General features: G+C 37.2%; 16 protein-coding genes. 14 read left to right on the top strand and 2 right to left on the bottom strand.

Going from position 1 to position 13,451, the window contains the following annotated elements; translation table 11 throughout:
* Window positions 1-107: 107 nt before the first annotated feature.
* Window positions 108-1,151: an LCP family protein gene (locus tag OPF91_RS04855; protein WP_264987559.1), complete on the bottom strand. Its 1,044-nt coding sequence runs from the start codon at window positions 1,149-1,151 to the stop codon at window positions 108-110.
* A 102-nt stretch (window positions 1,152-1,253) separates the two neighbouring features.
* A complete protein-coding gene (locus OPF91_RS04850; RefSeq protein WP_264987558.1) occupies window positions 1,254-1,892 on the bottom strand; it encodes a YigZ family protein in 639 nt (212 codons plus the stop codon).
* A gap of 166 nt (window positions 1,893-2,058) precedes the next feature.
* Here OPF91_RS04850 and OPF91_RS04845 point away from each other — a divergent pair, with 166 nt between their 5' ends.
* From OPF91_RS04845 to csrA, 14 genes are all read left to right on the top strand, one after another.
* Window positions 2,059-3,207 carry a sensor histidine kinase gene (locus OPF91_RS04845; RefSeq protein WP_264987557.1) on the top strand — a complete coding sequence of 383 codons (1,149 nt, stop codon included), beginning with the start codon at window positions 2,059-2,061 and terminating at the stop codon, window positions 3,205-3,207.
* Window positions 3,208-3,237: 30 nt separating this feature from the next.
* Window positions 3,238-3,912, top strand: a complete 675-nt coding sequence (locus OPF91_RS04840; protein ID WP_309297415.1) for a response regulator — start codon at window positions 3,238-3,240, stop codon at window positions 3,910-3,912.
* Window positions 3,913-4,081: 169 nt separating this feature from the next.
* Entirely contained in the window at window positions 4,082-4,624 is a 543-nt protein-coding gene (locus OPF91_RS04835; RefSeq protein WP_264987555.1) for a DUF3225 domain-containing protein, read from the top strand.
* A 79-nt stretch (window positions 4,625-4,703) separates the two neighbouring features.
* Window positions 4,704-5,546 (top strand): DegV family protein, encoded by an 843-nt coding sequence (gene fakB / locus OPF91_RS04830; RefSeq protein ID WP_264987554.1) that lies wholly within the window; start codon window positions 4,704-4,706, stop codon window positions 5,544-5,546.
* 663 nt (window positions 5,547-6,209) lie between these two features.
* On the top strand, window positions 6,210-7,577 hold the full coding sequence (locus OPF91_RS04825; RefSeq protein ID WP_264987553.1) for an ATP-dependent helicase ComFA: 1,368 nt from the start codon (window positions 6,210-6,212) through the stop codon (window positions 7,575-7,577).
* Window positions 7,574-8,164, top strand: a complete 591-nt coding sequence (locus tag OPF91_RS04820) for a ComF family protein (protein WP_264987552.1) — start codon at window positions 7,574-7,576, stop codon at window positions 8,162-8,164. The genes OPF91_RS04825 and OPF91_RS04820 overlap by 4 nt, the downstream gene beginning before the upstream one ends.
* A 62-nt stretch (window positions 8,165-8,226) precedes the next feature.
* On the top strand, window positions 8,227-8,643 hold the full coding sequence (locus OPF91_RS04815) for a TIGR03826 family flagellar region protein (RefSeq protein ID WP_264987551.1): 417 nt from the start codon (window positions 8,227-8,229) through the stop codon (window positions 8,641-8,643).
* 118 nt (window positions 8,644-8,761) lie between these two features.
* Complete coding sequence (gene flgM, locus OPF91_RS04810) at window positions 8,762-9,022, top strand: flagellar biosynthesis anti-sigma factor FlgM (protein WP_264987550.1); 261 nt, start codon at window positions 8,762-8,764, stop codon at window positions 9,020-9,022.
* 21 nt (window positions 9,023-9,043) lie between these two features.
* Entirely contained in the window at window positions 9,044-9,544 is a 501-nt protein-coding gene (locus OPF91_RS04805) for a flagellar protein FlgN (protein ID WP_264987549.1), read from the top strand.
* 12 nt (window positions 9,545-9,556) lie between these two features.
* Window positions 9,557-11,110 carry a flagellar hook-associated protein FlgK gene (gene flgK / locus OPF91_RS04800; protein WP_264987548.1) on the top strand — a complete coding sequence of 518 codons (1,554 nt, stop codon included), beginning with the start codon at window positions 9,557-9,559 and terminating at the stop codon, window positions 11,108-11,110.
* 33 nt (window positions 11,111-11,143) lie between these two features.
* The gene (gene flgL, locus OPF91_RS04795) at window positions 11,144-12,028 is read left to right on the top strand and encodes a flagellar hook-associated protein FlgL (protein WP_264987547.1); all 885 of its coding nucleotides are present in this window, start codon (window positions 11,144-11,146) and stop codon (window positions 12,026-12,028) included.
* Window positions 12,029-12,175: 147 nt separating this feature from the next.
* Entirely contained in the window at window positions 12,176-12,739 is a 564-nt protein-coding gene (locus tag OPF91_RS04790; protein ID WP_264987546.1) for a DUF6470 family protein, read from the top strand.
* Window positions 12,740-12,755: 16 nt separating this feature from the next.
* Window positions 12,756-13,199, top strand: coding sequence for a flagellar assembly protein FliW (gene fliW, locus OPF91_RS04785; RefSeq protein ID WP_264987545.1), 444 nt, complete (start codon window positions 12,756-12,758; stop codon window positions 13,197-13,199).
* The gene (gene csrA / locus OPF91_RS04780) at window positions 13,199-13,420 is read left to right on the top strand and encodes a carbon storage regulator CsrA (RefSeq protein WP_264987544.1); all 222 of its coding nucleotides are present in this window, start codon (window positions 13,199-13,201) and stop codon (window positions 13,418-13,420) included. Before fliW ends, csrA begins: the two co-directional genes overlap by 1 nt.
* Window positions 13,421-13,451: the final 31 nt, after the last annotated feature.

The raw sequence follows: 13,451 nt of genomic DNA, 5'->3' as shown, positions 1-13,451 counted from the left end.
CAATCATCTCATACAATAGGGATGATTGCTTTTTTATTTTGGCATACAATGTGAAAATTAAAAAGGTCCAAATTCACGGAATAGAAGTGAATTTGGACCTTTTAATATTATTCAGAAGAGGCAGACTCATCATTTGTTGGTGTTAGTGAGTTATTTGTTAAACTAGTAGGTGTTTCATTGACATCTAAATGGTTTCTTAAGATTTCACTAACTGTATCGACGGATTGTTGGTTGAGTTGATAATAATAGACACCTGTGGACATATCATCTGCACCTTCTAATGTTAGTGAGTCAATACGTGGCATGCCTTGTGTGACATACGATAAAAATGATTTCATTTCATCAAACGTCATATTCGTTTTCATATTATCACCAATTGCTCGGATAACATCATCATACTTTGTAATAGAGCCAACAGAAGAAACCTTATTAATAATCGCTGTTAAAATTTCTTGTTGACGTTTACCACGCTCGATATCGTTATCTTGTTTTCGTGTTCTAGCAAGTGCAAGTGCCTGACTGCCATTTAAATGTTGTAAACCAGGCTGTAAATTGACTGTATTACGATCGAATTCATCTTTTTCATGCAATGCATAAGGGACTTCAGCTTCAATACCACCTAGAGCATTGACAACATCGATAAAGGCATTGAAATTCATACGTACATAATAATCAATTGGCACATCAAATAAGTCTTCAACTGTTTCAAGTGTTGCTAATGTTCCACCATAAGCATGAGCATGTGTAATTTTATCTTTATATCCTACTTGTGGGATGTACACATAAGAATCACGTGGAATGCTTAGCATTTTAATCGTCTTTGTTTGATTGTTTAATGTTGCTAAAATTAAAGCATCTGAACGGGAATTTTCTGAGCCTTGTCCACGGCTTGCACTATCATCTACACCGACGAATAAAATGGAAACATTGTCTTGGACAGGTTCAATTTTTTCTACACGGCGAGGGGATGTTTCTCGTCCCTCTAATACTTCATGTGCAGTGTTAGCAGCTTGTTCAGCTTGCTTAGTCAAATAAACACCATAAGCTGTTACACAAATAAGTGAGCTAGCGACAAGTAACAAAGTAATTTTTATAATAAGAGAAACTTTAGAAGGCTTCTTTTTTTCTTTAGAATTTGATCTTTTTGTCATTGTTTAATAGATTCTCCTCTAAATTCAGGCATTATTGAGATTAGTCAAAAATAGCTCAATATTAGAATTATACTATGGATACTAGACTCTCGACAATGAAAACTATTCCTCTACAAGAAATTCGATAAATCGTGCATCTTCAAATGTGATGATGGCTTGTCCATTTGTCATTTCTGTTAGCCAATTATGGAAAGCTGATTCTTGCTCTTTTGGAACAGGGACAATAATATCGACACCTTCTAAATAACGAATTTCTTCTATAGTATAAGTAGAGCTACGAATTTCATTTTCGACTTTTCCTAGCCATGTGTAATCAATCGACACTTTCATCATGTGATGCAACTTTCGTTCGACAATTTGTGCTGCAAGTAAGCCTTCTGTCGTTGCTTTGCCATATGCACGAATAAGACCGCCGCCCCCAAGTTTAATGCCTCCAAAATAGCGTGTTACAACAACGACTGTGTCTTTTAAGCCTTGTTTTTTAAGTACTTCTAACATAGGGACGCCAGCTGTACCACTAGGTTCCCCATCATCATTCGCTTTTTGAATATGGTCATGTTCACCGATTAAATAGGCAGAGCAATTATGTGTTGCATGATGGTGTGTCTTTTTTATACGTTCTATAAAGAGAAGTGCATCCTCTTCCGTTTCTGCACGTTCTATATAAGTGAGGAAGCGAGACTTTGAAATAACAATTTCACTTTCTCCATATCCTTTGACCGTTAAATAATTTTCTCTCATATTTCTATTCTCCTTTAAAATAGTAGCGTGACTTCTATAATTTTCATAAAGAAAAAGCATTAAATTTTATCATTGTAATGCTATAATAGGTGTAGACTATAGCATATATGAAATTAGTCTTTAAAAAAAGCAAACAACTATATGACATTAGACTGGGGAGTACATAATGTTTGCAAATGATACTTTTGATTTAAAATCACTTGACGATATATTCAATCAAATGGTAGAAACAATTATGAGTTCAAAAGATGATATTTTTATTATAAGCGAACAAAGTAGACGAAGCTTTGAAGAGATGCAAAAAGAGTTAGAAACTGTTCGTAAACAAATCACAACCGTTATCCTTGAAAGTGATGCACTTGAAAAAAGTACACAGCTTGCTAAACAAAGATTAGCTAAGGTCAGTGAGGCTTTTAATAATTATACAGAAGAACAAGTAAGACACGCATATGAAACAGCGCATGATTTTCAAACAAAGCTCTCTATTATCCGGTCAGAAGAAAAACAATTACGTGATAAACGAGATGATTTAGAGAGAAGATTACGAGCTTTGTTAGATACGATTGAACGTGCTGACCAAATTGTCAATCAAGTGAATGTTGTGTTAAATTATTTAACATCCGATTTAAAAAATGTTGGCTTGGCACTTGAACAAGCGAAGGTGAAGCAAGATTTTGGCATTCGTATTATTGCAGCACAGGAAGAAGAGCGGAAACGATTATCAAGAGAAATTCATGATGGACCTGCACAAATGTTAGCAAATGTATTAATGCGTACCGATTTAATTGAACGAACGTATCGTGAAAAAGGGATAGATTATGCATTAAAAGAGATTGCTGATTTAAAAAGAATTGTCCGTAATGCATTATCAGAGGTACGACGCATCATTTATGATTTGCGTCCGATGGCTCTCGATGATTTAGGCATCGTACCAACTTTAAAGAAATATTTATCAACAGTGACAGAATATAATCCAGAAGTTGAGGTACATTTCCAATCCAAAAGTGTAGAAACACGCATTCCGTCGAACTATGAAGTTTCAATGTTCCGCTTAGTGCAAGAATGTGTAACAAATGCAATGAAGCACGGGAAATGTAAAAATATTTGGGTGAAGCTTGAGTGGTTAAAAGATGCTGTCAATATTGTCGTGAAAGATGATGGACAAGGCTTTGATCCACAAACTGTGAAAGATCATTCATTTGGGATTATTGGTATGCGAGAGCGTATTGATATATTAAATGGTACAATGACTCTTAATAGTAAAATCAATAATGGTACAGCAGTAGTGTTTAAAATCCCATTAACGATTGAATGAATGGAAATTTAGGAGGTAATGACTATGACTATGACAAAAATTATTATTGTGGATGATCACCAATTATTCCGTGAAGGCGTAAAGCGTATTTTAGATTTTGAAGATACATTTGATGTGATTGCAGAAGGTGATGATGGAACGGATATCGTTTCTTTATATACAGAAAACCAACCAGATGTTGTGTTGATGGATATTAATATGCCAGGAAAAAATGGTGTGGATGCAACAGCAGAACTGATTGGTGAGTACCCAGATGCGAAGGTAATTATGCTATCGATTCATGATGATGAAACATATGTAACACACGCATTAAAATCAGGTGCACTTGGCTATATGTTAAAAGAAATGGATGCAGATGAAATTGTAGAGGCGATTAAAGTTGTTGCGAACGGTGGCTCTTATTTACACCCGAAAGTGACAAAAAATTTAGTAGCAGAATTCCGTCGTCTTTCTGAACATGAAAACAAAGGCAATTTCCATCAATCAGAAATTCGTCGTCCATTCCATTTACTTACAAAACGTGAATGTGAAGTATTGCAATTATTAACAGACGGCCAATCGAACCGTGCTATTGGCGAAACACTATTTATTTCGGAAAAAACAGTGAAAAACCATGTATCAAGTATTTTACAAAAAATGAATGTTAATGACCGTACACAAGCAGTTGTGACAGCAATTAAAAATGGCTGGGTAGAAGTTCGTTAATGCAGACCACTAGCAAATGAAAGCCACTTTTAATCTACTTGTACAAAAGGTAGATTAAAAGTGGTTTTTGCGTGCAACATTTTTATTTATTTGGCGTCATAAGGTGGGTGTAGCATGAAAGTTTCGACAAAGATAATTCTGTGCTACAATATGCGCGGGAGGGTTTTAGATGTTTAAAAAATATATGATGGCAGTGATGGTCTTATTTCTGTTAACTGCTTGTAGTAATAAAGAAGATTTAGATGCACAAGAAAGAGAAAAAATAATAGAAGAAGGTACAGCAGGCTTTGAGATGATGGGTGATACAATCGAAAAAGCGAAAGATGTACCAGCTGATGAGGAAAAAGCTATTGTCGCTGCTTTTGAAGAATATATTGCTGCATTAAATGCAGAAGAAGTAGACCGTTATATGCAAAGTATCGCTAAAAATCCAAAGGGCTTTCAATATGAAGAAGAGAAGGCCTTTGTGGCAGATATCTTTACGAAATTCGATACGAAGCGAGAAGTGGATAACATAACGATTACAAAGTATTCTCCAGAGGAAGCACAAGTTTTTGCTACTATCAGCACAAATTCATTACAGTTGGAGACGAAAGTACAACATGAAAGTGCTGGTCGTCAAGTAACGGTCTTTGTCAAAGAAGATGACAACTGGAAAGTAACGAGTGTTTATTATATTGGCGATGATTCGCAATCAAGCACAGCAAATTAATCAAGAAATGAATGTGGATGATGATATTCACATTCATTTCTTTTTCATGTAAACTATGGATTATGGGAGTGTGACATGAATGAGAACGGCAATTGTAACAGATAGTACAGCCTATATTACACCTGAGGAACGTGCACGTTTAAATATCCATATGATTCCGTTAAGTGTGAATATTGCAGGGCAATTATTTGCAGAAGAAGTGGATATTACAGCAGCTGAATTTTATGATAAAGTGCGTGGAGCGAAAGAGTTTCCAAAAACAACACAACCACCAATTGGAGAATTTGTTGCTTTGTTTAGCGATTTAGCAAAGGATTATGATGCAGTAATTGCCATTCATTTATCAAGCGGTATTAGTGGGACATACCAAGGTGCAGTACAAGCTGGTGAAATGGTAGATGGACTGGATGTTTACACATTTGATAGTGAAATATCCTGTGCTGTACAAGGTTTTTATGTTTTACGTGCAGCAGAAATGGCTGCACAAGGTCATAGTGCACAGGAGATTATGGCAGCATTGGCGGATATGAAGCCATATACTCGTGCTTATTTTATTGTAGATGATTTAGCCCATTTACAACGTGGAGGGCGTTTGTCAGCAGCCGCAGCTCTAATCGGTGGATTATTGCAAGTAAAGCCGATTTTACATTTTGTTGATAAAGTCATTGTGCCTTTTGAAAAAATTCGTACACGTAAAAAGGCTTTAAAACGTGTAGAAGACTTACTAGCGGAAGATGCACACCGTTATGAGGCATTGGATGCAGTCGTGATTCACGGTAATTGTGAGGAAGAAGCTGAGGAATGGCGCAAACAGTTAGCGACAGCCTATCCTAACGTGGACTTCACACTAAGTTACTTCGGTCCGGTTATAGGCACACATTTAGGTGAAGGTTCCGTAGGCTTAGGGTGGACGAAAAAATAACATTAACTTGTTGAAAAACAAAAGTAGCAATGAGTCATTTCCTTCATAACAGAAGGGATAAAGACTAAAAGTGTCACGTCTTATGACAACGTTTTTGAGCCAATATTATGTTGATCTTAGGGTATTGACTGTCTCGCTATCCTGCGACAGTCAAAGTAAACATCCACTCGAATCTGCAAAAGTGAAATCTTTTTAGCAAGCATTTTGCTAATAGTAACAGTCATTACTACTGACCCTATTTCTTTTTATTTTAAATGGAAAAAGTAAATAAATACCCTTTTCGAAATAGAGTAAGGTTAAATTATTTAACTTACGCCTATTAATAGAGAAAAAAGTAAATATACCCACTTTTGCAGAATAGTTGAGTGGAGTGGAGCTAGCGTCACTCCTAGGGGATGTGCGTCACAGATGAGACCCTGAGGCTAACACGATGTTAGTCATAAAGGCGTTGTCACAGGACGTGACGCTCTTAGCCTTTGTTCCTTCCTTATGAGTGAAGCGGCTCATCGGACGCCCCCTGGAAAGGACGCTGGCGGAACGGAAATCAACCCTTGCTTTGCTCAAAGTGCTTATTTTGTTTTTGATAGCAACTTTTTTCAATAGAATACAACAGCCTCTACGTAGATAAGGTAGGGGCTGTTTAGTAGACAAAGGAGATGACTAATGAACTATCGTAGTTGGATTGTACCACCAGCATTACGTGATTTTCATGAAGGGCGTATTTGGTTAAAGGAGCATTCACCATTTGCTCAACAGGATATAGAACGAGCTTTGCAACATCATTATGTTCAAGTACTTCCTGGTATTCAAACAATCCCCTCTATAAAATGCAATCGCTGTCACAATCAAAATCGACACCAATTCATTTTATTTGATTGTGCAAAATGTCAAAAAACGTGTGTTTACTGTCGCCATTGTATCAAAATGGGCAGGGTAAGTAGCTGTACACAATTGATGATATGGGCAGGTCCTCGCTTTATCAAGCAAAAAAAGCATACTTTTCATTGGACAGGGCAATTTACACTACTCCAAAGGAAGGCAGCTGATGAAGTTTTAGCTAGCGTGAAACAGCGACGTTCACATATCATAACAGCTGTTTGTGGCGCAGGAAAAACAGAGCTATTGTTCCCTACAGTTTACTATGCTCTGTGTCAAGGTTTACGCATTTGTATTGCAACTCCTCGCACAGATGTCGTTCTCGAATTATTTCCCCGCTTTCAACGAACATTCCCGCAAACTACGATCCATGCTTTATATGGAGATGCACCAAAGCAAGAAGGCTATGCACAACTAATTATTGCCACAACTCACCAACTTTATCGATTTAAGCAAGCATTTGATGTGATGATTGTTGATGAAGCCGATGCTTTTCCTTATGTATTTGATGACACCCTCCAACAAGCAGTGCAGAAAGCAAAAACAGCCATAGCACCAATTATAGTTGTTACCGCAACCCCTTCGCAAAAATTACTGTCACAATTTCCAACAGTGCAACGTTCCTTTATCCCGAAACGCTATCATAATCATCCATTGCCAGTGCCACAATTTAGTGCTTTATGGCGTTATGAAAAATGTTTTCGAGCTGGAAAAATACCACGCAAGCTCAAAAAATGGGTAGAGCACCAACTTGCTCAGCAACGACCATTCCTATTATTTTTTCCAACAATTGAGTTAATGTTAGTGGCTGAACCACTGTTTCAAGCAATGGAATCAACGATTGTAGCTGTGCATGCAGAAGATCCTGAACGGAAGGAGAAAGTATTACAATTACGTCAGCGGGAGGTCAAAGGCTTACTAACAACAACGATTTTAGAAAGAGGTATTACCATTGCGAATGTACAAGTAGCGGTAATTGGAGCGGAATCAGCTATTTTCACAGCGAGTGCACTGATTCAAATAGCAGGAAGAGTAGGGCGACATGTCGATTTTGCAGATGGTGATATTTTATTTTTCCATCATGGCATAACAGCGGAAATGGATGAAGCACGTGCTGAAATTATAAAATATAATAAGGAAGGTTTTTCGGAATGAATAAGGACATTACACATTGTTTATTATGTGCCCAGCGTATTCAAGCTGTTATTTCCTGGAGAATACTGCTGACAAAGCAATTTCCACCCACGATTTGTGATCGATGTATGGCTCAATTTGAAGATTCTTCATGTGCGTTTGCCATCTATAAATATAATGAAGCGATGAAGGTATACTTACATCAATATAAATTTCTGCAAGATATTGCATTAGCTAAAGTGTTTCGTCAGCAAATCCATGCACATTTCCGCAAAGAGCGAGCCATCATTATTCCTATTCCCATGCATCCCCTTAAACAAATAGAACGAACATTTTCACATGTAGAAGAGCTATTGAAAGCGGCTTGTATTCCTTATATTCAGCTATTAGAAAAGACAACCACTGAAACCCAAAGCACGAAAAATCGAGAGCAACGCATACAAGTAGCCCCGCTATTTCGATTAATAGCAGGTCGACAAGTGGAATATCAAGATTATTTGTTATTTGACGATATAAAAACTACAGGTACGACATTACAGCATGCCACGACCATTTTACTAGATGCAGGAGCAAAAAATGTTCGCACTTTTACATTAATTAGTGGCTGAAAATAGTATGATGTCATGTATAATGAGATGTATAGAATTTGTTGAGGTAGGAGGGAAATAACATGGCGGAAATTCGCAATTGCCCAAAATGTGATAGTTTTTTTAATTATACGGGTGTTCGAGAAGTTTGTCATAAGTGTGCACAGTCAGAAGAGGAATTGTACCAAATTGTCTATCGCTTTTTACGCAAGCGAGAAAACCGTGCTGCGACAGTGGAGCGTATAGTAGAAGCAACAGGTGCTGACCAAGATTTATTATATAAGTGGGTGCGAAAAGGTCGTCTACAGCCAGCGATGTTCCCTAACTTAGGCTACCCGTGCGATAATTGTGGTCATTTAACAACGACAGGTAAATTATGTTCGAAATGTCAAGATGCCTTAAAATCAGATTTGCGCACTTTTGATGCAGCGAAAGAGTTTCGAGATGGTATTGCAGCACGAGATAAGGCAACATACCACGGAGAGCGCGATAATTCATAATAAGGAAGTGTGTTAATTGCTAACAAAAATTAACACACTTTTTCATGTTTAAAACTTAACATTAAGCAAGCGAATCCGAAATAATAAGAAGAAAGGCTTTTAGATTGGAGGTTTACTAATGAAAATTACATCATATGGTATCAATGCACTGAATGCGTATAAAAATCAAACACGTAATGTGAAAGCAAATGCGAATAAAGCGTCTTTTGCTGATAAGATTGAAATTTCAAAGGCTGCACAAGAGATGCGTGATGTTTCAACATACGGAACGGAACGAGCTGAGCGTGTAAAGCAGTTGAAGGAAGAGATTGACGCTGGTAAATATAAAGTAGATGCACGCAAAGTAGCAGAGGATATGCTGAAGTATTATCGTTTCTAAAGAAGGAAGGTGTCGAGCAAAATGTCTGTAGAAACGATTTGTTCTACATTGGAAAAGCTAGAACGTATGCATAAAAGTTTATTAGAGCTAGCTTTGAAAAAAACAGAAATTATTAAAATAGGCGATATCGAAGCACTGGACCAAATGCTCAAGGATGAGCAGGCACATGTAGCGGCCATCGATAAGCTCGAGCAACAGCGTCAGCAACAGGTAACAGACTACCTTGTAGCAAATGGATTTGCTGCAACTGACAAAATGACTGTCGCAGATGTCATCGAAGCTGCTAAACAGCCAGCAGATAAAGAGGTATTATCAGCTGTTCGCCAACGATTACTACAGCTTATTCAAGCATTAAAGCAACAAAATGACTTAAATCAAAAATTGGTATTTCAATCACTGCAAGTTGTTAATTTAACTTTAGGTGCCTTCAGACCACAGCAGGAATCTATCAATTATTCTGATAAGGAAGTAAAAGGCACAAATACGATTGCTAAAAAATCATACTTTGATTCACAAGCATAGGGAGGTACACAGATGCGTTCAACATTTATGGGACTAGAGACAAATAAGCGTGGTTTATTTACACAGCAAACAGCTTTGTATACAACAGGGCATAATATTTCAAATGCCAATACACTTGGCTATTCACGTCAACGTGTAAACATGCAGGCAACACCAGGTTTTCCAACAGCAGGTTTAAACCAACCTATCTATCCAGGTCATTTAGGAACAGGGGTAGAAGCAGGTTCGATTAAACGTATTCGTGATGAGTTTATCGATCGACAATATCGTCAAGAAACAAATAAGCTTGGCTATTGGGAATCAGCAACGAAATCCATTTCACAGATGGAAGATATTATGTCAGAGCCTTCTGAATTTGGTATTAACCAATCATTCACCGATTTTTGGAAGTCGATGGAGGATGTGATTGACAACCCAAAGGACACGGCTGGACGTCAAGTGTTAATCGCTAAAGGAAAAACATTAGCAGAATCCTTTAACTATATGGATCGGCAGTTAAAACTGATTCAAGGCAATATCGGAAATGAAATTAGTGTGACAACAGATAAAGTAAGCTCAATTCTCAAGCAGATTGCACATATTAATAAACAAATCCAAGCTGTTGAGCCAAATGGTTATATACCAAATGATTTATATGATGCACGTGATTTATTAGTGGATGAATTAAATACACATATTCCTGTATCGATTTCATGGCAAAAATCAGGTGGGATGGCCAAAGATATAGCAGAAGGCTCGATGACAATTACATATGTGCCAGCAGATGGAAGCGCACCTGTGAAATTAGTAGATGGTAAAGAGTATGCCAAATTAGCAACAGTAGATACAAGTGGTAATCGTGTTGATAGTGATGTCGATAATTTGACAACAGGTGGATTCACTGAATTTGGAGGAATTAGAATCTCTGCTATCGGTGAACCGCCAACAGATCCACTAACTGGAGGAACGTATACAACTATTGCCTATAATCAAATGGAGCCAAGTAAAGGAAGTTTACATTCTTTAATTGATGCGTATGGACATAGTGGTGGGCAAGGCATCTACCCAGAGATGTTAGCTGATTTAGATAGATTGGCGAATGAATTTATTACAACATTTAATACACAACATCGCGCTGGTTATGGTCTTGATAATAGTACAAACAATAACTTTTTCACAGGAACAACAGCACGAGATTTCCAAGTAGTCATTACAGATCCGAAACAAGTGGCTGTGTCTAGTGCTTTAGGTGAAGAAGGTAATAATAATAATATGCGTGAGCTGGCAAAGCTACAATCAGATCCACGGGCAGCTCTAAATCAAGGTACATTCCAAGGGTTCTATAAATCACTCGTAGGAGATTTAGCCGTAACAGGACAAGAGGCTGAGCGTAATGCCTTTAACTCCAAAACATTGCATTTGCAAATTTCCAATAACCGTGATTCTATGAGTTCTGTATCTTTAGACGAAGAGATGACGAATATGATTTCATTCCAACAAGCATACAATGCAAATGCACGTATGATTACAGTGGTGGATGAAACATTAGATAAAATTATCAATGGTATGGGTAGAGTAGGGCTATAATAGCCACTCTACTTAACTGAGAGGAGATGCATCATGCGCGTTACACAATCAATGCTATCAAGCAATATGCTGCGTAATTTAAATACAAGCTATAATAAAATGTCTAAATATCAGAACATGCTAGATTCAGGTAGCAAAATTACAAGACCTTCTGACGACCCTGTAGTAGCTGTAAAAGGTATGGGCTACCGTGTCGATATTGATAAAAATGTTCAATATCAACGCAATATTCGTGAAGCACATACATGGCTAGATACAACGGATGAGGCGTTTGACCAAGTAGGTTCTGCTTTAAAGCGCGTTAAAGAGCTTATTGTACAAGCTGCCAATGATTCTAATACACCTGAAGATCGCCAAAAAATTAATGCAGAAATGGAACAAATTAGAGAACAATTACGTGATATTGCCAATACAAAAGTTGGCGAAAACTATATTTTTTCTGGAACGCATACAAATGAGCCACTTTATCTTGCAGGGGGGGCACCAAACCCAGCTATCACTTCAGGCGGTGGAAAGCCTATCGAGATTAATGTCTTTGATGGGATTGCAATGAATATTAACACACCTGGAACTACTTTATTTGCAGATATTGATAATTTTATGGCACAGACTAATACGCTTTTGCAAAGTGGTGGAACATCTGCAACAATTAGTGCTAAACTTTCTGATTTAGACGTTGTTAATGAGAGCACATTGACAGCAAGAGCAGATGTAGGTGCTCGTCAAAATCGTGTGGAAATGATGGAAAATCGATTAGGTATGCAAGAAGTTAACGTTACAAAGCAATTATCTCTTAATGAAGATACAGATTATGCAAAGACAATTACAGAAATGGTCACACAAGAATCGATTCACCAAGCTGCATTATCAGTAGGTGCGAAAATTATCCAGCAAACTTTAGTAGATTTCATAAGATAAAATCTACTAAAATTTTATCTCGAAAGCGAAACCGTTAATCTACCTTTTATAAGATAATGTAGTGCTAAAAAATAGTGATTTTCATAATGATTCTAAAAGGCGTTTGGACAAATTGTTCAGACGCTTTTCTTGAAAGGAGAGCCACCTATGAGACTCCCACAAATTCAAATTCAGACAACAGATATTCAAATGGATTTAAATATCACAAAGCCACAGCAACATATTGAACAACCAAGAGCAACTCAACATATTGAACAGCCAGCTGCGATACTAGAAATCAACACTACCAAAGGCGTTTTGAGGATTGACTCATCACAGGCCAGACGAGATTTAGGATTAGTTGGGCCACTTGAGGCTACAAGAAAATTTGCTGCTGAAGGAGCTCAAGGTGCGTTGAAAGGAGCTGCCAGAAGAGCAGGAGAAGGTCGACAAATGATGTTATCTGCTGGGAAAGAGCAGGGACGAGCAACGATTCAAAATATCGCGAAACAAAATCATGGTCCACATCGCACACCATTTAACATTAAATTTGTACCATCCATCGGTTCTGTCAAAATTGATTATACACCAGGTACAACTGATATAAATATTCAACGCAGGGAGCCTAAAATTGATGTTAAGGTAAACAAACCAATTCACGAATATACGCCAGGAAAAGTAACTGGTACAATGGTGCAAAGACCACATATTGAGATTGATGTAATTGGTTAAAGGAGAGGGCAATGAAATGAATATTGAGACAAAATTTTTAGGTACAGTAGAAATCCAAGAACAAGATATTTTAACTTTTACAGCAGGGTTACCTGGTTTTCCTGATGCGCAAAAATTTGTGTTATTGCCATTAGATGCTGATTTGCCGTTGGTTGTTTTACAATCAATTGAACAGCAAGAATTGAGCTTTATACTTGCCTATCCATTTGCGTTTAAAAAAGACTATGCATTTGATATTAATGAAGATGAAAAAATAGATTTACAAATTGAACAAGAAGAAGATGTTATCGCATACGCTATTTTGACATTGAAAGAAACATTTCAAGAGTCGACTATGAATTTATTAGCGCCAGTTATTGTGAATACCGTAAAAAAACTGGGTAAGCAAATCGTTTTACAAGATAGTACTAGCTATCCTTTACGACATCCAATTGGTTCTATGGAAGGAAGTGCCGATTAATGCTTGTACTATCAAGAAAAAAAGGAGAATCAATTATAATTGGCGATCAAATTGAAGTGAAAATATTAGCAGTCGAAGGGGAACAAGTCAAACTAGGAATTGTAGCTCCTAAATCTGTGAAAGTCCATCGTTCAGAAGTATTTGAGGCAATACAGGAGCAAAATAAAGAAGCACTTACTGCATCTGTAGATATATTAAATACACTCAAAAAAAATAAATAAAAAATTTTTCAAAAAACTATTAACTATTTAC

The organism is Lysinibacillus piscis (assembly GCF_026012395.1).
Taxonomy (GTDB): Bacteria; Bacillota; Bacilli; order Bacillales_A; family Planococcaceae; genus Lysinibacillus; species Lysinibacillus piscis.
The sequence above is the reverse complement of the archived record's forward strand: the minus strand, read 5'-3'. Positions and strand labels throughout refer to the sequence as shown.